Genomic DNA, 21599 nt, shown 5'->3' on the forward strand with positions numbered 1-21599 from the left:
CGAACGACCCGCCACACCCTCACAACTCCGGCATACTTCGCCCCCATGAACGAAAAGGGCGAAGCCGCTTCGGGGAGCGGGGAGAGCGTCACCACGGTGCTGATCGCCGCGACGGCCAATCTGGGGATCGCCGTGGCCAAGGCGGTCGCGGGGGTCGTCAGCAGCTCCAGCGCGATGCTGTCGGAGGCCGCGCACTCGGTCGCCGACACCGTCACGGAACTGCTCCTGCTGACCGCGCTGAAACGCGGCGAGAAGCCCGCCGACGAGGCGCACCCGGTCGGCCACGGCGCGGAACGGTACCTGTGGGCGCTGCTCGCGGCCGTCGCCACGTTCGTCGGCGGCGCCGTGTTCGCCGTGTACGACGGGGTGCACACCCTCACCCACGGCGAGGAGCCGGGCGACCCCACGGTGTCGTACCTGGTCCTCGCGGTGGCCTTCGTCCTGGAGGGCTACTCGCTGCGGACCGGCCTACGACAGACCCGGCGGGAGGCCCGCGGTCACGGCGTCCCCTTCCGGACGTACCTGCGGCACACCCCGGACACCGCGGTGAAGGCCGTCGTCCTGGAGGACACGGCGGCCCTCGCCGGGCTGCTGCTCGCGGCGGGCGGGCTGCTCGGCGGCCAGCTCACCGGCTCCGGAACGTGGGACGGGATCGCCTCGCTGTGCATCGGGGCGCTGTTGCTGTGCGTGGCGTGGGTGCTGGGCCGCTCCAACGCCGAGCTGCTGATCGGACGACCGCTGCCGGCCTCCGTACGGCAGGAGGTCCGGGCACTGTTGCTCGCCGATCCGCACGTGGACGCCGTGCTGGAACTGACCACCCAACTACTGGGGCCGCGGGAGGCCCTGGTGGCGGCCAAGGTGGACTTCCGGGACGTGTCGACCGCGGCGCAGGTCGAGCAGGCGTGCGAGGCGGCCGAGCGACGGCTACGGGCCCGGTTCCCGGTGATCAGCCGGGTGTACCTGGACCCGACGCCCGGCCCGAGGAACCGGGCCGGTGAACGGCGGGGTCGGTCCGTTTCGGTCAGCCGGTCGACCGGCTCAACCGGCGGTGAGGCCCGCGGCGGCCAACAGGTACGCGGTCATCGGGTCGTAGTAGCGCGGGCTGGGGACGTGGTCGTCCAGCGGAACGGTGACCTGGAGGGTGCCCTCCGCCTCGGCGATGAACAGCGCCGGGTCGTTGCAGTCGGCGTACCCGAGGGTGTCGAACCCGCGCTGCGCGGCGCGCCCCGCCCACCCGTGGTCGGCGACGACCAGGTCCGGCGGGGTGAGGCCGGCCCGCTCCAGCCCGTCGAGCACGGCGTTCATCGGCTCGGGCGAGTGGGTGTGCCACAGCGTCGCCCCGCGCTCCAACATCGCCACGTCCGCGATCTGGTAGACGACGCCCTCGTCCACGTACAGCTCGTCCGGGACGACGACGATGTCGCAACCTGCCGTGCGCAGGGCGGTGGCGGTGGCCCGGTGGACGTCCAGCAGCCCGCCCGGGTGGCCCGTCGCGAAGAGCACCCGCTCGCGGCCCTCGGCGGCCTTCCGCAGCCGGGCGGCCATCCGCTCCAGTCCGTCGACGGTCAGCTGCGGGTCGATGGTGTCCTGGCCGTGGCGGTGCTGCGGGTCGTCGTTCACCCCGCACCGTTCGGCCATCACCGCGAGCACGTCCTGCTCGTCGGCCCAGCGGTCGCCCAGTTCCAGACCCAGCCAGTAGTGCCGGTCCCCGTTGGCGAGCTTGCGGTAGTGGTCGAGGTTGTTCTCACGCGACGTGGCCACGTCGCCCGCGATGCGCCTACGGACCAGGTGGTCGACGAGATCGGCTCGGCTGGGTGTCCCGGATATCGGCATGCCGCCCATTGTGCCGTCGCACCCCCGCCCGGCGGAGCCCGATCCACGACCCGGAACGCCCCCGGCCCGCCCGTAGCCCCCGCGGGCCGCCCCGGAACGTGCGACCCGATTTGAGACTTCCGACGGACCGGCCCCCGCTCTTCCCGGCCCCTCGTCACGCGAAGTCCCAAGAAGGAGTTGCATGAAACGATTGAAGGAGCGCATCGGACCTCCGTTCCCGCTGTCGAGGGCGACGGACGTTCCGCTGCCGCCCGGGGCCCCACGCACCAGACGACCAGCCCGCTCCCGACGAGAGGCACCGCTCGTGAAGTTCGTCCTCGAAGTGAACGTCCCCGACACCGAACCCGCCAGCACCGCGGTGCGCGAGTTGTCCCGGGTCCTGCGGTACTGGGGCGGCAACCTGCACCACTACGCCCTGGCACCCGGCACCGGCGAGACGGTGTACGACTCCGCGTACCGGGAGGTCGGCCAATGGACGATCACGGAGTCCACCGACTCCTGACCGCCCCGCCCGCTCACCCGGTGGGGGTGCGCGGAACCCTGATGACGCCCTCCTGGATGACGGTGATCGCCAACCGGCCGTCCTGGGTGTAGATGCGGGCCTGCCCGAGTCCCCGCCCGCCCGAGGCGGACGGGGACTCCTGGTCGTAGAGCAGCCACTCGTCGGCGCGGAACGGACGGTGGAACCACATGGCGTGGTCCAGCGAGGCGCCCACCACGTCCCCGACCGCCCAACCGCCCCGCCCGTGGGCGAGCAGCACCGAGTCGAGCAGGGTCATGTCGGAGACGTACGTGGCCAGGCAGACGTGCAGCAACGGATCGTCGGCGAGCTTGCCGTTGGCGCGGAACCACACCTGGGAGCGCGGCTCGCGGGCCTCGCCGAGGAACGCGAACGGCGGGGCGTCGACGTACCGCAGGTCGATGGCGCGCCGCGCCTCCGCCAGCCGGCCGGAGACCCCGGGCAGCAGCGCGTCCGCGTACCGTTCCAGCGTCTCGTCGGCGGTGGGCAGCGACTCCGGGTCGGGCGAGGCCGGCATGGGCGCCTGGTGGTCCAGTCCCTCCTCGTGCACCTGGAACGAGGCGGACAGGTGGAAGATCGGCTGCCCGTGCTGCACGGCCACGACCCGGCGGGTGGTGAAGGACCGCCCGTCCCGGATGCGGTCGACGGTGTAGACGATCGGTGCACCCGGATCGCCGGGGCGCAGGAAGTACGCGTGCAGGGAGTGCGCCGGGCGGTCGGCGGGGACGGTGCGCCCGGCCGCGACCAGCGACTGGGCGGCGACCTGGCCGCCGAAGACCCGCGGGACCACGGAGGGGTGGGAGCGCCCGCGGAAGATGTTCTCCTCGATCTGTTCGAGGTCGAGGAGATCGAGGAGCGACTGGAGTGCTGGGGCCATGTCGAGACCTTCTCAGAGGCCCATGTCCTTCGCGATGATCATTTTCATGACCTCGCTCGTGCCGCCGTAGATCCGGTTGACGCGGTTGTCCGCGTAGAGGCGGGCGATCGGGTACTCGTTCATGAAGCCGTAGCCGCCGTGCAGCTGGAGGCAGCGGTCGATGACCCGGTGGGCGACCTCGGTGCAGAACAGCTTGGCGGACGCGGCCTCCGCGGCGGTCAGCTCACCGGCGTCGATCGCCTCCACGGCCCGGTCGACGACGGCTTCGGCCGCGTCCACCTCGGCCTTGCAGGCGGCGAGTTCGAACTTGGTGTTCTGGAAGGCCGCGACCGGCTGGCCGAAGACAACGCGCTCCGCCACGTAGTCCTGCGCGAACCGTACGGCCGCCTTGGCCTGCGCGTACGCCATGACGGCGATGCCGAGGCGCTCCTTGGGGAGGTTCTGCCCGAGGTAGGCGAAGCCCTGGTGCTCCTCGCCGAGCAGGTCCTCGACGGGCACGCGGACGTCCGTGAAGGACAGTTCCGCGGTGTCGGACACCCGCAGGCCCAACTTGTCGAGCTTGCGCCCGATCGCGTACCCCTCGGACCTGGTGTCCACCACGAACAGGGAGATCCCGTGCCGACGGTCCTCGGGGGTGGCCGCGGCGGTGCGGGCGCAGACGATGACGCGGTCGGCGTGGACGCCGCCGGTGATGAACGTCTTGGCCCCGTTGAGCACGTAGTGCGTGCCGTCCGCGGAGAGCTTGGCGGTGGTCCGCATGCCGGCGAGGTCGGAGCCGGTGCCGGGCTCGGTCATGGCGATGGCGTACATGGCGCGACCGGTCGCGAAGTCCGGCAACCAGCGCTTCTTCTGGTCCTCGGTCGCGTACGCCTTGAGGTAGGGCAGGCACAGCATGACGTGCACGCCGCTGCCGCCGAACGAGACGCCCGCGCGGGCGCACTCCTCGGCGATGACCGCCTCGAACTTGAAGGTGGACAGCCCCGCGCCGCCGTACTCCTCGGGCACCTCGATCCCGAAGACGCCCAGCTCACCGAGCTTGTCGTAGAACGCGCGGGGCACCTGTCCGGCGGCGAACCACTCGTCGTAGACGGGGACGACCTCGGCCTCGATGAAGGCCCGGATCGTGTCCCGGAACGCCTCGTGGTCCTCGTTGTAGACGGTGCGGCGCACGGGGTCTCCTTCGGCTCCGGCGGGCCCTCGACGGGCACGACAACAAACTAAGCGCTTGCTCAGCCCCAGGTTACCCGTCGGTCACCCCACCGTCCAGACCTCGGGCGGGCGCTTGGGGGGCGCACTGCGACGCCTGCCCGTTCGTACGCGCGTACGTACGTCCACCGGCCCGTTGCGGGGACTTTTCCCGACCTCCTGCAACCGCCGGCCGGGCGTTGCCATGATGGCCGCACCAGAAGGTCGGGGAGGGAATCGTGGCGCTGAGTAGTGCGCAGGTCGAGGTGCTGGCGGCGATCAAGGCGCGGCAGAGCAAGCGGGGCTGGATCGCCGCCGCCGACCTGGACGTCGCCCGGAAGCACGTGGCCGCGTTGCAGGAGCAGGGCCTGATCGAGGGGGCGGACGTCGAGAACCGCCGGCTGGCGGGGTCGGTGCGGCTGACGCCGGAGGGGCACGACGTCCTGGCCTTCCGCGAAAGCCGGCGGGCGTCCAGGCACGGCACCAGCGAGCCCCCTCCGCGCACCCGGGCCGTGGAACTCGCACCGGCCGAGTTCGCTGCCGTCCGCCACTTCGTGGCCATCGCCGACCGTCTCCGCAAGCCTCCCGCCGAGGGCTTCGCGGAGGCGGTCCTCACCGCGAGACACGTACCCGAGCGGTCCCGGCACGTCCTGCACCTGACGAGGGCACAGACCAAGTCCCTCGCCTACGCCATGCACTTGGAGGGCCTGGCGCTTTCGCGGTCCGGTACCCATCGCCTCATCCATGAGTACGGGCTGCGTTACAAGCCCCTGCCGGAGTAGATCCGACGGGCCGTTCCGTGACGGTGTCGATGGTGACGCGGGCGATCAGCCGGTGGGCTGCGGGACGTCGAGCACCATGACGGTGTAGGCCGGCCCTTCCTCCCGTGGCCGCACGGGGCCGACCTCGCGGTACCCCCACTTCGCGTACGCCGACTGCGCGGGCTTCGCCTCCGGCTCGGGCCGGACGGCGAGCGTCACCCGTTCGACGGCGAGGCCGTCACGGAGCAGGGCGTGCAGCCGGCCGGCAACTCCGCTGCGTCGCCACTTCCTTCGCACGGCGAGCTCGAAGACGGCGAAGGTACGGGCACCGTCCTCCCTCGTGAAGTCCTCGTGCAGGTCTGGGACTCCGTGCCACCAGGCGGCGTCCGCGGCGAGGGGCAGACCGTAGGCGAAACCGACCACCTCGTCACCTTCCCGCGCGAGGGCCAGACGCATCCCGGGGCGCTGCACGTGAGCCTGGTAGTGCCTGACGAACAGGGCCACGTCGGTGGGCCCTTCCCGGTACGGCGGCTCGGCGTACACCTCCTCGTACGCCGGCATGAAGGTGTCGAGTTGGTCTGCGGCGCCCTGCCCTTCGAAGCGCTCGTAGGTCACTGCGGTCGGTGTCGCGGTCATGCTGCTCCCGTTGCCCGTGCGTAGTCGGTCAGGCATGCGACGGCCTGGCGTGCGCAGTCGGCATCCTGCCACCGCAGGAGGTTGGTGACCTTGGAGATTTCTTTGGCCACGCGACCGGATTCGACCTCTTCGAGGGACGGAATGGTCTCCACTGCGTGAGCGGCGCCTTCGTCGATCTCACCCGCCTTGACCAGGGTCGACGCCAGGCGGATCCGGTACAAAGCCCGATTGCGACCGTACATCTGGTCCTGCCGGGCGAGGGTCTGGCGGAGGAACGGGATGGCGGCATTGTGCCGGCCGGCGTTGATGTGGAGCGACGCCTCCCAGTTGTCGAGTTCGGCGTGTCCGTGGAAGGCGGCCCACTCCGGAGCCGGCCTCCCGCGAGGGCGGTCGAGTACGCGTCGGGCCTCGGCCAGTTTCTTGCTAGCGCCGCTCGCGTCGGCGAGGAAGGACAGGGCGCCGGCCTCCCGGGCAGCCATGATCGACCGGAGCGCGGGCGAGTCGAGCCGCGTGGCCCGCTGCTGAGCGGCCCGGGCCAGGTCGACGGCTTCGCGGGGCCGATTCTCGTGGCGCGCTTGCAGGCTCATGAAGCCGAACACGTAGGCCTGGAGGTGAGCGTCCTGCACCATCGTGGCCGCGGCGAGCGCCTCGCCCCAGTAACGGCGGGCGGCGTTCTGGTCCTCGGCGTCGTAGGCGAGCCAACCGCAGAACCCGGCGGTTTCACTCACCAGGAGGTGGAGTTGGCGGGCGATGGCCTCGGGGGGACGTCCCTCGTTGAGTACGCGTCGGACGCGGTGCAGATGCCGGACGGCCAGCCGGAAGACGTCGCTACCGCCGTACGCGGCGTCGAGGACGAAGAGCGAGTTCAGGCCCTCGCGGAGTTCGAGGAGATGCACGACGCCGATGGCTCCGGAAGATCCGGGTGGGGTCACGGGGCGCGTGTACGTCGGGAGGCTCGTGGATGCGGCAACGCCCGCGGCGTCGGTAAGAAACGCACGTCGCTCCACTGAAGTGCCTTTCTGCGGTAAGGCCTCGACGGGTTCCACGTTGACACCTGGCGGTGGGCCGGGGAAGCCGAGTTGGCGAGGACTCGTCCCGAACATTGCGTGGAGCACACGCCAGGACCCCACCCGAGGCGCGGGCGGGAGAGGCTGTCGCCACCGGAGGAACTGGCGTTCCGTCACCGTGACTGACACGTCCAGAGCATCAGCCGCCGCCTGAAACGCACGGAGAAAGTCACGCGGCTTGGACCAGCCCCGCTCGCTACACGCCTGCGCGAATGGCGTCACTGGAACATCCACACCCACACCCACCTTCGGTGACCAACCCCACACCGACGGTAGCGCCCGGACCTGCCGAAAGTCCGGTTTCCCAGAAAGTCCGGCGAAGTGTCCGCGCCAAGGTCCGATGGGGCAGGGCCCGGTCCAGTTGGCTCGTACGTGAAGAAACGCGCCGTCGTGGCTCGTTGGCCTGGATTCCCGGGTCACGACTCCGCCGCGGTTCCACCTACGGCTAGGGGCACGGCGACCCCGAGGAGTGTTCGTGACGTTGAAGAGCAAGCACCAACTCGACGGACGCGCCGGCTGGCTTCTGGGCGCGGCCGAGGACGCGAGCCACGCCCTGGGCGAGTGGGCGTCCCAGGACATCGCGCTGTTGGGCTGCGGCCTGATCTTCTCCGCGGTCCGCGTGCCGGGAGAGCTCGTGCATGCCGCCGCCCGGACGGATGACGAGCAGGAGATCGCGGCCTTCCTACAGCGCTCCCTGGACGGCGGGCCGGTGATTCGGGACCGGTACGCCCGGCAGTACTACGTACTGGTGCCAGTCGGCGCCGAGTTGCGTAAGACCGCCCGGCCCGGCCGGTTGGAACACCTGGGACGGGACTGCTACCTCGGCGTACCGAAGGTGGAGTGCACGACGTCGGACGGACGCGCCTACTGGTGCGTGCCGATGACTTCGCCCGGACGGCTCTGCTCCATGACCCGGCTGAGGGAACTCATCAACGACGGGGAGAAACGCCTTCAGGCCGAGGCCGAGGATGCCTGCCCGTCGTTGAGCGGGGGCCGCCCGGAGAAGCCGGGAGGGCGGGCGTGACCAGCCCGGCCGTCGTGCGCGAATGCTGGCTGATCGGCGGTCCTGAGGTTCGTGACGGCCCGGTCCCCACCACCAGGTGTCGACGCACCCCGGCCCGGATCGCCCTTGCCGACAGCGATGGTCCGTCGTGAGGCCGGCCACCGAGCAGGTGCTCTGCGTCGTGACGGTCGCCGCGCTGGTCATCAGTCTCGCGTACGGCATCACCCGCTCCTGAACCATCCCGGCGGCGAGCGCCCCGGCCCCGGACCTCCCCCCAGGGCTCCGGCTCCCAGCCAGAACCCTTCAGTCCTACCCTCGACACACCTAGGACCCCGCTGTGCCTCCTCCTCCCGTGCTCTGCGCCAAGTGCGATGAGCCCATCCGCTGGTGGCAGCGGCTGCCGGCCCGGATGCTGTCGGTAGCGAAACTCAGACCCCCTGCCACGCATCGCCGGTGCAGGCCGAGTGCCGTGCCGGAGACGGTGCGGTGCGCCCCCTGCTTCAAGGCCGCGATCTTCGAGCGACCCGGGGACCACGGGTGCCACACCTGGACCGCGGGACGAGTGGTCTTCGGCGAGGGCCACTTCCGCCTGGGCATGAGCCTGGACGAGCGGCCCGCTCCATGTCCCTGTCCCTGCCAGAAGCCGCAGCGAAGGCACGGATAGCGGCATGGGCATCGCGACCGTGTGGGTCGACTGGATCGCCGGCGAGTGCTGGAAGTGCGACGGCGACGACCTGCTCGTCACGTGGGTGGGGCCAGCCCAGTGGTACGGGCAGCACGCCCCCATCTACCTGTGCGGGGCGTGCCTCGTCGCCGTGGAGGAGCGGGTCCGTACCCACTTCGTGGAACACCCTCCCGCGGGTCCGGCGAACACGCCTGTCGTCCGCCCGTACTCCCCGCTCCCTCCAGTGAAACCCGCTGTGCCCGACCCGGAACGTCCGGCGACCCACATTGCACTGTCGCTTGGCCTCGGAGTCCGCGTCACCGCGGAGGGCCGTACGGGACTGACGCTCGTCGCCGCGGCCTACGTGCTGCTACTCGCGAGCGCGGTCGGCGCCGCTGCGTTCGGCCTGCTGTGACACCCGGTGGGCGTGACCGCCTACCGACGAACTACCGCCCCGGCCGTGATCGTCCGGGGCGGGTACCGACACCACCCGTCTCTTCCTGTGGAGGTCCGTGTGACCGCACGCCCGATCATCACCGGCGGGCAGGCATCGTCCTGCTACTTCCGAACGACCGTCGACCAACAGCACCGCAAGGCCCTCGTCCAGATCTGCGAGCCGTGCAACGAGACGTGCAAGCACTGCTTCGTGTCGGCGACGAAGCGTGGCGCCTACATGAACGTGGAGGCGGTCCGGGACCGGCTCATCCCCCAGCTCGTCGCGGCCCGTGTGAAGCGGGTGACGGTGACCGGCGGCGAGCCGTTCATGCACGCCGACCTCATCCAGATCATCAGCGAGTTCCGGACCGCGGGCATGGACGTGGGCGTGTGCACGAACGCGACGATGTCGACGCCGCACCAGATCGAGCGCCTGGCGGAACTGAACGCGCACATGAACGTCTCTCTCGACGGGTTCTCCCCGGACTCGCACGGCGTGTTCCGGGGCCGCCGTGAGGGTTTCCAGGAGACCGTCGACAACGTCCGCGCGTTCGCTGAGGCAGGCATCCTGCAAGGGCTGCTCTGCACGCCGAACAACCTCGCCCAGGACGAGGAGTACGCGCAGCTCTGCGCATTCGCCAAGGAGCAGGGTGCGCGGTACGTGTTGATGAACCCCCTGGGCTCGATGGGGCGTGGCGCGTCACGCGCGGCACAGAAGCTGCGGCGGCCGGACGATCACATGCGGCACATCGGGGACCTGACAGCGCCCTTCGCTGACGAGGACTTGGACGTGACGCTCATCCGGTTCCCGAACGACGACCGGAAGCCGTTGGCGGGCTGCGAAGCGGGGACCATCATCTACGTGTTCACCGACGGAGGTGTGGCGATCTGCCCGTATCTCGTGTTCGCCGCTCGGACACGGGTGTCCCAGCACCCCGACAGCGACTTCCTCGTGGGCAACGTCTGGACCGACGACGACGTGGCCGCGCAGCTCGACGCGTACGGTCGGTTCTCCGACCGGTGGGATCTCGGGGCGAACGACACGTGCCGCGGCTGCTCGATGTCGTCCCAGTGTGGAAAGGGCTGCCCGGCCGCCGTGGTCGCGGCCGGGCACCGCATCGGGGCCATCGACTCCGAGCAGTGCCCGATCGTCCCGCCCCAGTCCCGGACGCTGCCGGTAGTGGGTGTCTCATGACGGGGCTGTTCGTCACTCTCGACGGGCCGGGCGGCGTCGGGAAGTCGACCGTGGCCGCCGCGGTCGTCGGGCTCCTCCGGGAGGACGGCGTCCCGGTGCACATGACCCGGGAGCCGAGCGACACCCCGCTCGGCAACCTCGCTCGGCATGGTACGGACACGTACCGCGGGATGGCGTTCGCCTGTCTCATCACGGCGGACCGGTACGTACACCTGGAGGCGGAGATCAGGCCGGCGATCGCCCGGGGCGAGACGGTCGTGTGTGATCGGTACGTCGCTTCCTCGCTCGTGCTCCAGGTCCTGGACGGCGTGGGCCGCGACACGGTGTGGGAGCTGAACCGCCATGCCGACATGCCGGACCTTGCCGTCGTCATCAGCGCCCGTGCGGACGTGCTTGACGGGCGGCTGAGGGAACGCGGGACGCACAGTCGGTACGAACGCGAACCCGGCAGCAGCGAGCGAGAATGTGCTTCGTTCCGTGAGGCCGCTAGGTTCCTCATGACCGCCGGTGTCCGTGTGCTCCAACTCGACGCGAGTACTGACGGGCCGGATGAGATCGCCCGCACGATCGTGTCGGCGATCAGGAACCTACGGACGGGCGGTCCATGAACGGCCTCGGTGTGCTGACGTTCAACCTCAACAACCCAGGGCGGGACAGAGCTGAACGGCAACTCGTCTATCTGACGAAGCGCCCGGAGCAGGTCCTCGTGCTCACCGAGACGGCCGGCAGTGTCGGGTGTGACCTGCTGGCGGAGCGGTTCACGGGGGCCGGGTACGACGTCGTGTTCCCTAGGCCGCAGGAGCGCGGCGAGCGCGGCGTGATGGTCGTGAGCCGGCTGAAGACGCGGCCGGCTTTGTTCGGTGTCGACTACCTGCCGCACCGGGTGGTCGCGGTGACCGTGGACACCGACAGGGGCCCACTCGACGTCATCGGGCTGTACGTGCCCTCACGGAACGCTACGCAGACCAAGATCGACCGCAAGGTCCAGTTCCTGGAGGCGTGCCGGGACAAGCTCCCGTCGGGGTTCGGGGAAGCACGGGTCGTGCTCGGGGACTTCAACATCCTGGAACCCCATCACAAGCCGGGCTATCGGTTCTTCCAGCCGTTCGAGTACGAGTTCTACGACTGGTTCGCCCGGGCCGGATACGTGGACGCGTTCCGATCGCTGCACCCGGACGCAGCCGAGTACTCCTGGGTCGGCCGGACCGGCGACGGCTACCGGTACGAACACGCGCACGTCTCCACGTCACTCGCCAGCCATCTCCGCGGCTGTGCGTACGTACACGAACCACGCACCATGCCACAGCGGCTGACCGACCACTCGGCTCTGTCCGTTCAACTCGCCGTCGCCCCGGTGACACCGGTGCCGACGACTACCCCGGCCGGCGCCGCCGATGCGACGCCGTCCCTGTTCTGAATCCGCACGACCGGTGGGAGAAGCGATGGAAGCGACGACGTGGGACCGGATCGGCAGGATCCGGGAGTGGCTGGACGCGGAAGGCGTCCAGAACTCGGAGGCCGACCGGCGGCTGCTGCGCGTCCTCAAGATCGGCGAGGAGTACGGGGAGGTCGCCGAGGCGTTGCACGGTGCACTCGGCGCGAACCCCCGGAAGGGCGCCTCGCACTCGTGGGAGGACGTACGCAAAGAACTGTGCGACGTGGCCGTGACGACGCTGGTCGCGTTGGCGACGCTCAGCCCGGACGCGGCGAAGGAGTTCGACGATCGGCTGCGGCACCTCGTCGGACGCATCTCGCCTCCGCAGCAGGACATCTGACGTTTCCATGTCGGGGTGACGGCCGCGACCGAGCACGCTCCGGCCGTCACCTAAGTCCCCGCTGCGGCATCCGACGACGGCGCCGTAGCCTCCGGGCGGAATCGTAAGTCCGCGGCGCCAAGGATGCGCCCCGGGTGCTGCGCAACGGTTCGACCCGTAGCTCGCCCCTGCTTCACGTGGATTGCCTCGATTTAGAGGTCCAGCAGGGCAACGGCTGGGAAGATGAAGTCGAGGTGATACCGCTGACGACAACGGTCAAGAAACGGCAAAGCCCCTTCAAAGTCGCAGGTCGCTAAGGGTGCTCCCCGCGCGAGCGGGGGTGGTCCGTCGAGCACGGTACCGCCCGGCGGAGCGATGTGGTGCTCCCCGCGCGAGCGGGGGTGGTCCGATCTGGTGGCCGGCCTGCGTTGCTTCGGGGGAGTGCTCCCCGCGCGAGCGGGGCGCCCGTTCTCACGACTGCGCGCGCGGGTGCAAACTTCACCACAGCCGTCAACCCAGGTCAGCGCTGACGCCCGAGTCCCGCGCACCCGCCTCCACCAGCCCCCGCGCGAGGTCCACCAACTCGGGCAGCCGTAGGACCCGTTCACCGAAGCCCGGGAGCGGGACGTGCAGGGGATCGGTCCAGCGGGCGGGGATCGCGGCCGGGCCGTAACGGGCGCCTGCGAGACCGCCGGTGACCGCGGCGACGGTGTCCGTGTCGCCGCCGAGGTCGATCGCCGCGCGCACCGCGCCCTCGAAGGAGTCGGTGGCGCGCAGGGCCCACACCGCCGACCCCAGGCACGGCCACACCGCACCGTTGAACTCGGTGGCCCGGTCGGGGTGCCAGTCCGGGGCGAGGACCGTGGCGTACCGCTCGCGGTGGTCGGGGTGGACGAGCGCCAGGGCGTCCGGCAGCGCGTCGAGGGGGTCGGCGCCGGACAGGGCGGACCGTACGAGTTCGTGGAAGACGGCCGTGCCCTCCCAGGCGGCAGGGTCGCCGTGGGTGAGGGCGGCGAGGCGCCGGGCGGCGTCCGTGGTCACCGCCCGGCCGGCCGCGGCGAAGCGGACCGCGGAGGTCGACGCCCGCATCAGCGAACCGTTGCCGGCCGCACGGTGGTTGACCCGGAAGTGGTGCGCGGCGGCCCGGTCCCAGGGCAGCCCGTTGGTCAGGACGTCCTCGGTCTGGAGGCCGATGTCCTTGGGCTCGGCCGCCGCCCAGCGCTGGAAGCGGGCGAAGACGTCCGGCAGGTCGAGGCCACCGCGTTCGCGTAGCGAATCCGCGACGAGGACGGCCATCTGGGTGTCGTCCGTGGCCTCGCCCGGCTCCCAGCCGCCGCCCCCGCACATCTCCCCGCCGCCCCCGGGGTCCGGGAACCGTGCGGAGAACGCGCCCGGGGGCCCGAACTCGAAGGGCGCGCCCAACGCGTCGCCGACCGCGGACCCCACGACCACACCGACGGCCCGCTCAGTACGGCTCACCGACGCGGACCCGGCACCGCTCAGCACGAGTCGTCCAAGTAGTCGCGGGCCAGCGCGGAGGCGCGGGACATCCAGTCGGCGAGGACGGCGATCTCGTCGGGCGTGTAGTCCGCGAACAGCGAGGCGAGCCGCGCCTGGTAGGGCCCGTAGACGGCCTGGACGCGGTCCGCAGCCGCGGGTACCGCCGCGACGCGCACCCTACGGCGGTCGTCGGGGTCCGGCTGGCGCGTCACGAATCCCCCGCGTTCGAGCCGGTTGATGATGCCGGTCACCGCGCCGGTGGTGACGTTCGCGCGGTCGGCCAGGTCGCCGGCGGTGACCGGGGCGTCGCCCGATTCCAGGACGTGGGCGAAACAGGTGAGGTCCGTGATGCTCAGGCCCAGGTTCCGGGCGAACTCCTGCTTGCCCACGATGTTCGTCGCGACGAGGTCGTCCAGCGCGCTGAGCACGTCCGCGGCAGCGGCGACGGGACGGGGCTTGCCCTCCATTGAACTTCCCTTAGTACGTAAGATAAATTTCTCACTTGCTAAGCAAGCATAGGTCGGAGGCCGAGCGGCACCGCTGTCGCGCGCCCCGGCGCACTCCGGCACGCCCCGGCACGTCAGCGCACGCGAGGAGGCAGGCACATGAGCGGACACACGTACGACCACGGGCACACCGTCGCCGGTTGGGTGGGGGTCGCGATCGCCTCGGTCGGCGGCACGGCCGTCGGGGCGGGGATCATCGCCTGGCGGCCGGGGATCTGGTGGGGGCTCGCCGTCACGACGGCGGCCGTCCTGGTCACCTGGGCGCTGCACCTCGCGGGGTGGGGCAAGCCGCCCGGCCTGCGGCCCCCCAGCCAGCGCGGGTTACGGGTTCGGGACCGTGCCGCGCGCGGGGGCCATCCGAACTGCCTCGGTTGCCGATTGGCCGGACGAGCCACCGGACGAACCACTGAACAGGAAGCCGCCCCGGACGCCGACGCACCCACCACCGGGACGGCCACCGTCGAGGTGCCCGCCGCACGCACCCCCGAGTCCTCGGCCAAGCAACCGTCCTGACGGTCAGTCATACGCAAGGCACCCAACGGCCCATGCGCGGATCAGCTCAGGACCAGCAGCACGGCCAAGGCGATGAGCAGCGAGTCGATCCGGTCCAGGAGGCCGCCGGAGCCGGGGAGCCAGCTGCCGGCGTCCTTCACCCGCGCCCCCCGCTTGACCATGGATTCGAGGAGGTCGCCGGCCGGACCGCCGACCGCGACGGCGAGCGCCGCGGGCCAGCTCAGCACGGACAGTGCGGCGAGCACCGCGAGCCCGGCCGCGGCCCCCGCCACCGTGCCGCTCCACCGCTTGGCCGGTGACAGCGGTGACAGCAACGGCCCGCCGAAGCGCCGGCCGGCGAAGTACGCCACGATGTCGGCGACCGAGACCGCCGCGAACAGCGCCAGCGCATCCGCCCCGAGCGGCACTAGCGCGGCCAGCACGCTCAGCCAGGCCAGCCCCAACAGCCCGGCGCCGAGCCGCCGCAGGCCGTGGTCCGCGTCGCCGGCCAGCAGCGGCACCGCGGCCACCGCGAGCGCCCCCACGGCGAGCGCCCTGAGTTCCTGTCCGGGCGCCAGCCAGGCGGTGAGCACCACGCCCACCACCGCCGCGGCCAGGACCGTCCGGTCCGCCCGGCCCAGGCGCATCAGGGCGCCGTACTCCAGCACCGCGACCACCGCGACGAGGACGGCGACCGCCGCGGCGCCCGGGCGGCCCCACCAGAACGCGGCGGTGACCAGGGGCACTCCGACCGCCCAGGCGCACCAGCGCACCATCAGCTCACGGCGCCGGGACGCGGCCACCGCGACCCCGCCCAACGCCAGCGCCCCACCGAGGTAGGGCACCAGGGCGGACGTGGTGGTCACCGGGCGCCCCCTGCCGGAGCCGCGGAACCGGGCGCCCCGGCCGAAGGGACGGAACCGGGCAGCAGTGCGTCCAGCGCGGCCCGGCACGCCTCCACGATGCGGGCGTTCTCCGCGGCGCCCCGGACCGCGGTGCGCAACGTGCGCCCCCGGTACGCCGGCGACAGCGGTGACAGGTCCCGCAGGTACACGTCGTGGCGGCGGCACTCGTGGACGAACCGTGCGGCGCTGGGCCCGCCGTCCGGGAGGGTCATGGTGAGGAAGTTCGCCACGCCCTCCTCGACCGTCGCGAATCCCGACAACCCGGTCAGATCAGTGGCGAGCCGGCGGCGCAACGCATGCGTGCGGAGCCAGCGTTCGCGGTAGTACGCCGGGTCGCGCAGCGCCGCCACTGCGGCCCACTGCGCGGGGAGGCTGACCGGCCAGGGCGGCGTCCACCTGCGGAGTTCGGCAGCCGTGACGGGGTCGGCCACCAGGTACGCGGCCCGCATCCCGGAGAGTGCGTACATCTTGGACAGGGAGGTGCAGACGACGACCCGCGGGTGCGTCGCGGCGAGGTCGGCGAGCGATTCGGCCGGGTCGACGTATCCGAGGTACGCCTCGTCGATCCACCAGCGGGTGTCGGCGGGCGCGGTGGCGATCACCGAGCGCAGTGCGGCGGCCGGGGCGTGGCGGCCGGTGGGGTTGTTGGGGTTGACCACGACCACGAGGTCGTAGCGCCCGGCGTCGACGGCGGCGGACAGTCGGGCGGGGTCGATGCGCCAGCCGTCCTCGGGGCGCAGCCGGAACCGGTCCACGTGGCAGCCGATGACCCGCTCGGTGACGTGGGCGTACTCCCCGTAGCCCGGGTCCATGAGGAGCACCCGGCTGCGCGGGGTCAGCCAGCGGCCGAACGCGCGGAAGATCAGGTCGGACGAGCCGGCGCCGACGGCGAGGGTCTCCACGGGGAGCGCGCGGGCCGCGGCGATCTCGGTGAGCAGGCCCTCGGCGCCGGTCGGCGGGGAGGTGCGGGCGACCCAGGCCGGGTCCTCGGTGAGTGCGGCGCGCACTCCGGGGGCGGGCGGGAACCAGGCGTCCAACACGTCGGCGGCGACCACCCGGTGGCGGCGGTGCAGGGTGCGGAAGTCGGTGCCGACGGCGGTGAAGGAGGCGCCGCCGTGTTCGCAGCCGTCGGGGCGGGGGGCGAAGGGCACGTCGAGCTGCCAGTCCACCGTGGCGGCCATCCGCTCCAGCGCTCCGCGGTGGCGGTCCGGGACGTCGCGGGTGAGTTCGGTGACGTCGCCGGTGAGGACCTCGAAGGTGATGGCGCCGCTGCGGACGGTGCGGCCGACGGTGCGCAGGCCGACGGAGCGGTACAGGGCGAGCAGGTCGGTGCGGCCCATCGCCACCACGCGGCGCCCGCCCCGGGCGGCGATCCAGCGCAGCGCCGCGTACATCAGCAGGGGGGCCGCCGCGGTGGACCGCCAGTGGGGTTCGACGGTGAGGATGCGCACCTCGAAGGGGGCGTCCTCGGTGAGCAGCGGCAGTTCGTCGCGGGTGAGGTACTTGTCGAGCGCGTACCGTCCGAGCCAGGGCGGGGTGAGGCTGACGAAGCCGATGCGGTCGGTTCCGCGGGCCGCGACCAGGTAGACGTTGTCGCCGTCGAGCCCGTCCCGGAGCTGCCCGGTGGGGTCCGGTGGGTGTTGGCCGAGTTCCTGTGCGTACACCCGGTGGCGCAGTCCGTGGATCCACTCGCGGTCGTCCTCGGTGGCGGGGCGCAGTTGCAGGTCTCGGCGCATGGGCACCTCTTTCGACGCGGGGGCTCCATCGTGGGTGCGGCGGGTCGGCCGCGCTCAGGGCGGAGCGACGCAGTCGGTCTGAGTACGCGTACTCAGGCGGTCCCGACGACCCGTGCCCCGGACCGGGTGGCCCGTCACGGTCCGGCGTCGGTGGGCGTCACTGCGCGGCGGCGTCGAAGGCGCCGCGCGCCAAGCGGTGCAGCAGCGCGGCGGCGGCGGCCCGGGAGGGCGGGGCGTCGGGGCGGCGGAGGTGCGGGGTGGAGTTGAGCAGCCCGAACACGGCGTGCACGGCGGTCCGCGCCTCGACCTCGGTCAGGGTCGCGTACCTGGCCCGTACCGTCTCGACCCACAGTTCCACGTACTGCCGTTGGAGCTGGCGCACCAGCTTGCGGTCGCTGTCGCGGAGCCGGTCCAGCTCGCGGTCGTGCAGGACGATCAGCGGCCGGTCGTCGAGCGCGAAGTCGATGTGCCCCTCGATGAGGGAGTCCAGCAGGGCGGCCGGGTCGCCCGGGCACTCCTCGACGCGTCGTCGGCCCCCGGTGAGGAGCTGTCCGCTGATGCCGACGAGGAGTTCCGCGAGCATCGCGTCCTTGCCCGGGAAGTGTCGGTAGAGGCCGGGGCCGCTGATCCCGACGGCGGCCCCTATCTCGTCGACGCCCACGCCGTGGAACCCGCGCTCGGCGAAGAGGCGGGCCGCCTCCTTGAGGATCTGCTGGCGGCGGGTGGTGGCGTCGGTTCTGGTGACCATGCGGTCAATTCTAGACAGGGACGTTAGCGGTCGTTAACCTGAAGCCATGGATGTTAACGCTCATTAACTCGGCGGCACGGGCAAGGGGGCTCGACACGATGCAAGAGGCACCGGTGCTGGCGACCGCGGCCGATCCCGCGGCGGAGGCGTTCCGGACCAACGAGGCGGCGCACCTGGCCCTCGGCGAGGAGCTGCGCTCCCGGCTGGCGCGGGCCCGCCTCGGCGGCGGGGAGCGGGCCCGCGCCCGGCACACCGCGCGCGGCAAGCTGCTGCCCCGGGACCGGGTGGACACCCTGCTGGACCCGGGCTCCCCGTTCCTGGAGCTGGCCCCGCTGGCGGCCGAGGGGCTGTACGGCGGGGACGCCCCGGCGGCCGGGGTGATCGCCGGGATCGGCCGGGTCTCGGGCCGCGAGTGCGTGGTGGTCGCCAACGACGCCACGGTCAAGGGCGGCACCTACTACCCGATGACGGTGAAGAAGCACCTGCGCGCCCAGGAGGTCGCGCTGGAGAACCGGCTCCCCTGTCTGTACCTGGTGGACTCGGGGGGCGCGTTCCTGCCGATGCAGGACGAGGTGTTCCCGGACCGGGACCACTTCGGGCGGATCTTCTACCACCAGGCCCGGATGTCCGGTGCCGGCATCCCGCAGATCGCGGCGGTCCTCGGTTCCTGCACCGCGGGCGGCGCCTACGTGCCGGCGATGAGCGACGAGGCGGTGATCGTGCGCGGCCAGGGCACCATCTTCCTCGGCGGCCCGCCGCTGGTGAAGGCGGCCACGGGCGAGGTCGTGACGGCCGAGGAGCTGGGCGGCGGCGAGGTGCACTCCCGGGTCTCGGGGGTCACCGACCACCTCGCCGAGGACGACGCGCACGCCCTGCGGATCGTCCGCACCATCGTCTCGACGCTGCCGTCCCGTGGTGCACCGCCCTGGACGGTGGCCCCCGTCGAGGAGCCGAAGGCCGACCCGTACGGCCTGTACGGGGTGGTGCCGGTGGACTCCCGCACCCCGTACGACGTGCGGGAGGTCATCGCCCGGGTGGTGGACGGTTCGCGGTTCGCGGAGTTCAAGGCCGAGTTCGGGCAGACCCTCGTCACCGGTTTCGCCCGGGTGCACGGCCATCCGGTCGGGATCGTCGCCAACAACGGCATCCTGTTCTCCGAGTCCGCGCAGAAGGGCGCCCACTTCATCGAGCTGTGCGACCAGCGCGGCATCCCGTTGCTGTTCCTCCAGAACGTCTCCGGCTTCATGGTGGGCCGCGCCTACGAGGCCGGCGGCATCGCCAAGCACGGGGCGAAGATGGTGACGGCGGTGGCCTGCGCCCGGGTGCCCAAGCTGACGGTCGTCATCGGCGGTTCGTACGGGGCGGGCAACTACTCGATGTGCGGCCGGGCCTACTCCCCGCGCTTCCTGTGGATGTGGCCGGGCGCCAAGATCTCCGTGATGGGCGGCGAGCAGGCCGCGTCCGTGCTCGCCACCGTCAAGCGCGACCAGTTGGCGGCCCGCGGCGAGCCGTGGTCGGCCGCGGACGAGGAGGCGTTCAAGGACCCGGTCCGCGCCCAGTACGAGAGCCAGGGCAGCGCCTACTACGCGACGGCGCGCCTCTGGGACGACGGGATCATCGACCCGTTGGAGACCCGCCAGGTCCTGGGTCTGGCCCTGACCGCCTGTGCCAACGCCCCGCTGCCGGCCCGCGGCGACGGCTTCGGCGTCTTCCGGATGTGAGGGCGACATGAGCGAAACGATCCAGCGGCAACCCCTCACCGGCGGGGCGCTGTTCGACACGGTGCTCGTGGCCAACCGGGGCGAGATCGCCGTCCGGGTGATCCGCACCCTGCGCGCCCTCGGCATCCGCTCGGTCGCCGTGTTCAGCGACGCCGACGCGGACGCCCGGCACGTGCACGAGGCCGACACCGCCGTACGGATCGGCCCCGCCCCGGCCGCCGAGAGTTATCTGTCGGCCGAGCGGATCGTCGAGGCGGCCCGCCGCAGCGGCGCCCGGGCCGTGCACCCGGGGTACGGGTTCCTCGCGGAGAACGCCGCCTTCGCCCGGGCCTGCGCGGACGCCGGCTTGGTGTTCATCGGCCCGTCCGCCGAGGCGATCGCGCTGATGGGCGACAAGATCCGCGCCAAGGACACCGTGCGGGCGGCGGGCGTCCCGGTGGTGCCCGGCTCCACGGGCAGCGCGCTGAGCGACGCGGAGCTGAGCGCCGCCGCCCGCGCGATCGGGACGCCGGTGCTGCTGAAGCCGTCGGCGGGCGGCGGCGGCAAGGGCATGCGGCTGGTCCGGGACGAGGACGCGCTGCCCGAGGAGATCGCCGCCGCCCGCCGGGAGGCGCTGGCCTCCTTCGGCGACGACACGCTGCTGGTGGAGCGCTGGATCGACCGGCCCCGCCACATCGAGATCCAGGTGCTCGCCGACTCCCACGGGAACGTCGTCCACCTCGGGGAGCGCGAGTGTTCGCTCCAGCGCCGGCACCAGAAGCTCGTCGAGGAGGCGCCGAGCGTGCTGCTCGACCCGGCGCTGCGGGCCGCGATGGGCGAGGCCGCGGTCCGGGCGGCCCGCTCCTGCGGCTACCTGGGTGCGGGCACCGTCGAGTTCATCGTGCCGGGCGCCGACCCGTCGCGGTTCTCGTTCATGGAGATGAACACCCGCCTCCAGGTCGAGCACCCGGTGACCGAACTGGTCGCCACGGTCGGCGGACGGCGCGGCATCGACCTGGTGGAGTGGCAGTTGCGGGTCGCCGCCGGGGAGCCGCTGCCGTTCGCCCAGCAGGACGTCACCCTCACCGGGCACGCGGTGGAGGCCCGGATCTGCGCCGAGACGGTGTCCGTGAAGGAGGGCGCGCGGGGCTTCCTGCCCTCCGGCGGGACGGTCCTCGCGCTGCGCGAGCCGCAGGGCGACGGGGTGCGCACCGACTCCGGGCTGAGCTGCGGCACCGAGGTCGGCAGCCGCTACGACCCGATGCTGTCCAAGGTCATCGCGTACGGCCCCGACCGGGCGACGGCCCTGCGCCGGCTCCGGGCGGCGCTGGCCGGGACGGTCACCCTGGGCGTGCCCACCAATGCCGGGTTCCTGCGCCGACTGCTGGCCCACCCGGCGGTGGTCGCGGGCGCGTTGGACACCGGCCTGGTGGAACGCGAGACGGACGCGCTGGTGCCCCGCGAGGTGCCGGCGGAGGTGTACGAGGCGGCTGCCGCGGTCCGGCTCGCGGAGCTGGTGCCGCCGCCCCGCGCGGACGGCTGGCGCGACCCGTTCGACGCGCCGACCGGCTGGCGGCTCGGCGGCGAACCGGTCACCCCGGCCTTCCCGTTGCGGGTGCCGGGGCACGAACCCGTCACGCACCGCCCGCGCGGCACGGCGACCGTCACCGCCGACCGGGTCGGCGTCACCCTCGACGGGGTCCGGCACACCTTCGACCGGGCCGGGGACTGGCTCGGCCGGGACGGCGACGCCTGGCAGGTGCGCGACCACGACCCGGTCGCCGCCGCCCTGACCGGCGGGGCGCAGCCGGGCGCCGACTCGCTGACCGCCCCGATGCCCGGCACGGTCACCGTGGTGAAGGTCGCCGTCGGCGACGAGGTGACGGCCGGGCAGAGCCTGTTGGTGGTCGAGGCGATGAAGATGGAGCACGTGGTGGCGGCCCCGCACGCCGGGACGGTCACCGAACTGGACGTGCGTCCCGGCGCCACCGTCGCGATGGACCAGGTGCTGGCGGTGGTCGAGCCGGCCGAAGCCCCCGCGGTCGAAGGGGAGGCGCGCCCGTGACCGCCGCCGGCCTGCCG

21 protein-coding genes and 1 pseudogene are annotated in these 21599 nt (G+C 72.2%); 12 read left to right on the forward strand and 10 right to left on the reverse strand.

The genetic code is table 11. The annotated features are described in order from the left end of the window. Positions 1–45: 45 nt before the first annotated feature. Positions 46–999 (forward strand): annotated as a pseudogene (locus tag ACFWIA_RS10695) (cation diffusion facilitator family transporter); the annotation flags it as partial. 39 nt (positions 1000–1038) lie between these two features. Here the strand turns inward: ACFWIA_RS10695 and ACFWIA_RS10700 are convergent. After that, complete coding sequence (locus ACFWIA_RS10700) at positions 1039–1833, reverse strand: phosphatase (RefSeq protein ID WP_387002623.1); 795 nt, start codon at positions 1831–1833, stop codon at positions 1039–1041. Between the two features lie 181 nt (positions 1834–2014). On the opposite strand from ACFWIA_RS10700, the gene ACFWIA_RS10705 reads away from it, so the two are divergent. After that, positions 2015–2335, forward strand: a complete 321-nt coding sequence (locus tag ACFWIA_RS10705; protein WP_387002489.1) for a hypothetical protein — start codon at positions 2015–2017, stop codon at positions 2333–2335. Positions 2336–2348: 13 nt separating this feature from the next. Here ACFWIA_RS10705 and tesB read toward each other — a convergent pair whose 3' ends face one another. After that, the gene (gene tesB / locus ACFWIA_RS10710; protein ID WP_387002490.1) at positions 2349–3230 is read right to left on the reverse strand and encodes an acyl-CoA thioesterase II; all 882 of its coding nucleotides are present in this window, start codon (positions 3228–3230) and stop codon (positions 2349–2351) included. A 12-nt stretch (positions 3231–3242) separates the two neighbouring features. Then, positions 3243–4400: an acyl-CoA dehydrogenase family protein gene (locus tag ACFWIA_RS10715; RefSeq protein ID WP_387002492.1), complete on the reverse strand. Its 1158-nt coding sequence runs from the start codon at positions 4398–4400 to the stop codon at positions 3243–3245. 254 nt (positions 4401–4654) lie between these two features. On the opposite strand from ACFWIA_RS10715, the gene ACFWIA_RS10720 reads away from it, so the two are divergent. Then, positions 4655–5197, forward strand: coding sequence for a hypothetical protein (locus ACFWIA_RS10720; RefSeq protein WP_387002494.1), 543 nt, complete (start codon positions 4655–4657; stop codon positions 5195–5197). Between the two features lie 45 nt (positions 5198–5242). Here ACFWIA_RS10720 and ACFWIA_RS10725 read toward each other — a convergent pair whose 3' ends face one another. Together ACFWIA_RS10725 and ACFWIA_RS10730 are read right to left on the reverse strand one after the other, a co-directional pair. Then, entirely contained in the window at positions 5243–5812 is a 570-nt protein-coding gene (locus ACFWIA_RS10725) for a GNAT family N-acetyltransferase (RefSeq protein WP_387002496.1), read from the reverse strand. Continuing rightward, the gene (locus ACFWIA_RS10730) at positions 5809–6744 is read right to left on the reverse strand and encodes a hypothetical protein (RefSeq protein ID WP_387002498.1); all 936 of its coding nucleotides are present in this window, start codon (positions 6742–6744) and stop codon (positions 5809–5811) included. The genes ACFWIA_RS10725 and ACFWIA_RS10730 overlap by 4 nt, the downstream gene beginning before the upstream one ends. A 610-nt stretch (positions 6745–7354) precedes the next feature. Between ACFWIA_RS10730 and ACFWIA_RS10735 the strand changes: the two genes are divergently transcribed. The 6 genes from ACFWIA_RS10735 to ACFWIA_RS10760 all read left to right on the forward strand — a co-directional run bounded on the left by ACFWIA_RS10735 (position 7355) and on the right by ACFWIA_RS10760 (position 11951). Further along, on the forward strand, positions 7355–7903 hold the full coding sequence (locus tag ACFWIA_RS10735; protein WP_387002500.1) for a hypothetical protein: 549 nt from the start codon (positions 7355–7357) through the stop codon (positions 7901–7903). A 647-nt stretch (positions 7904–8550) separates the two neighbouring features. Beyond that, on the forward strand, positions 8551–8961 hold the full coding sequence (locus ACFWIA_RS10740; protein WP_387002502.1) for a hypothetical protein: 411 nt from the start codon (positions 8551–8553) through the stop codon (positions 8959–8961). A gap of 99 nt (positions 8962–9060) precedes the next feature. Continuing rightward, positions 9061–10176, forward strand: coding sequence for a radical SAM protein (locus ACFWIA_RS10745; RefSeq protein ID WP_387002504.1), 1116 nt, complete (start codon positions 9061–9063; stop codon positions 10174–10176). Then, entirely contained in the window at positions 10173–10784 is a 612-nt protein-coding gene (tmk, locus tag ACFWIA_RS10750) for a dTMP kinase (protein WP_385487168.1), read from the forward strand. Before ACFWIA_RS10745 ends, tmk begins: the two co-directional genes overlap by 4 nt. Beyond that, entirely contained in the window at positions 10781–11593 is an 813-nt protein-coding gene (locus ACFWIA_RS10755) for an endonuclease/exonuclease/phosphatase (RefSeq protein ID WP_387002506.1), read from the forward strand. The genes tmk and ACFWIA_RS10755 overlap by 4 nt, the downstream gene beginning before the upstream one ends. A gap of 25 nt (positions 11594–11618) precedes the next feature. Further along, the gene (locus tag ACFWIA_RS10760) at positions 11619–11951 is read left to right on the forward strand and encodes a MazG-like family protein (RefSeq protein ID WP_387002507.1); all 333 of its coding nucleotides are present in this window, start codon (positions 11619–11621) and stop codon (positions 11949–11951) included. A gap of 489 nt (positions 11952–12440) precedes the next feature. On the opposite strand, the gene ACFWIA_RS10765 is transcribed toward ACFWIA_RS10760, so the two are convergent. Together ACFWIA_RS10765 and ACFWIA_RS10770 are read right to left on the reverse strand one after the other, a co-directional pair. Next, a complete protein-coding gene (locus tag ACFWIA_RS10765; protein WP_387002509.1) occupies positions 12441–13409 on the reverse strand; it encodes an ADP-ribosylglycohydrolase family protein in 969 nt (322 codons plus the stop codon). Between the two features lie 20 nt (positions 13410–13429). After that, positions 13430–13897 carry a MarR family winged helix-turn-helix transcriptional regulator gene (locus tag ACFWIA_RS10770; RefSeq protein ID WP_387002510.1) on the reverse strand — a complete coding sequence of 156 codons (468 nt, stop codon included), beginning with the start codon at positions 13895–13897 and terminating at the stop codon, positions 13430–13432. A gap of 138 nt (positions 13898–14035) precedes the next feature. Here ACFWIA_RS10770 and ACFWIA_RS10775 point away from each other — a divergent pair, with 138 nt between their 5' ends. Then, positions 14036–14449, forward strand: coding sequence for an HGxxPAAW family protein (locus ACFWIA_RS10775; protein ID WP_387002512.1), 414 nt, complete (start codon positions 14036–14038; stop codon positions 14447–14449). Positions 14450–14490: 41 nt separating this feature from the next. Here the strand turns inward: ACFWIA_RS10775 and ACFWIA_RS10780 are convergent, their stop codons facing one another. The 3 genes from ACFWIA_RS10780 to ACFWIA_RS10790 all read right to left on the reverse strand — a co-directional run bounded on the left by ACFWIA_RS10780 (position 14491) and on the right by ACFWIA_RS10790 (position 17817). Continuing rightward, the gene (locus ACFWIA_RS10780; protein ID WP_387002514.1) at positions 14491–15294 is read right to left on the reverse strand and encodes a phosphatidate cytidylyltransferase; all 804 of its coding nucleotides are present in this window, start codon (positions 15292–15294) and stop codon (positions 14491–14493) included. Continuing rightward, the gene (locus ACFWIA_RS10785; protein WP_387002515.1) at positions 15291–17069 is read right to left on the reverse strand and encodes an aminotransferase class I/II-fold pyridoxal phosphate-dependent enzyme; all 1779 of its coding nucleotides are present in this window, start codon (positions 17067–17069) and stop codon (positions 15291–15293) included. Before ACFWIA_RS10785 ends, ACFWIA_RS10780 begins: the two co-directional genes overlap by 4 nt. 157 nt (positions 17070–17226) lie before the next feature. Then, positions 17227–17817: a TetR/AcrR family transcriptional regulator gene (locus tag ACFWIA_RS10790; RefSeq protein ID WP_387002517.1), complete on the reverse strand. Its 591-nt coding sequence runs from the start codon at positions 17815–17817 to the stop codon at positions 17227–17229. Between the two features lie 98 nt (positions 17818–17915). Between ACFWIA_RS10790 and ACFWIA_RS10795 the strand changes: the two genes are divergently transcribed. Beyond that, positions 17916–19538: a carboxyl transferase domain-containing protein gene (locus ACFWIA_RS10795; RefSeq protein WP_387002519.1), complete on the forward strand. Its 1623-nt coding sequence runs from the start codon at positions 17916–17918 to the stop codon at positions 19536–19538. Between the two features lie 7 nt (positions 19539–19545). Then, complete coding sequence (locus ACFWIA_RS10800; RefSeq protein ID WP_387002521.1) at positions 19546–21582, forward strand: acetyl/propionyl/methylcrotonyl-CoA carboxylase subunit alpha; 2037 nt, start codon at positions 19546–19548, stop codon at positions 21580–21582. Positions 21583–21599: the final 17 nt, after the last annotated feature.

Origin of the sequence: Streptomyces sp. NPDC127068 (assembly GCF_042724695.1) — a bacterium.
Lineage (GTDB): Bacteria > Actinomycetota > Actinomycetes > Streptomycetales > Streptomycetaceae > Streptomyces.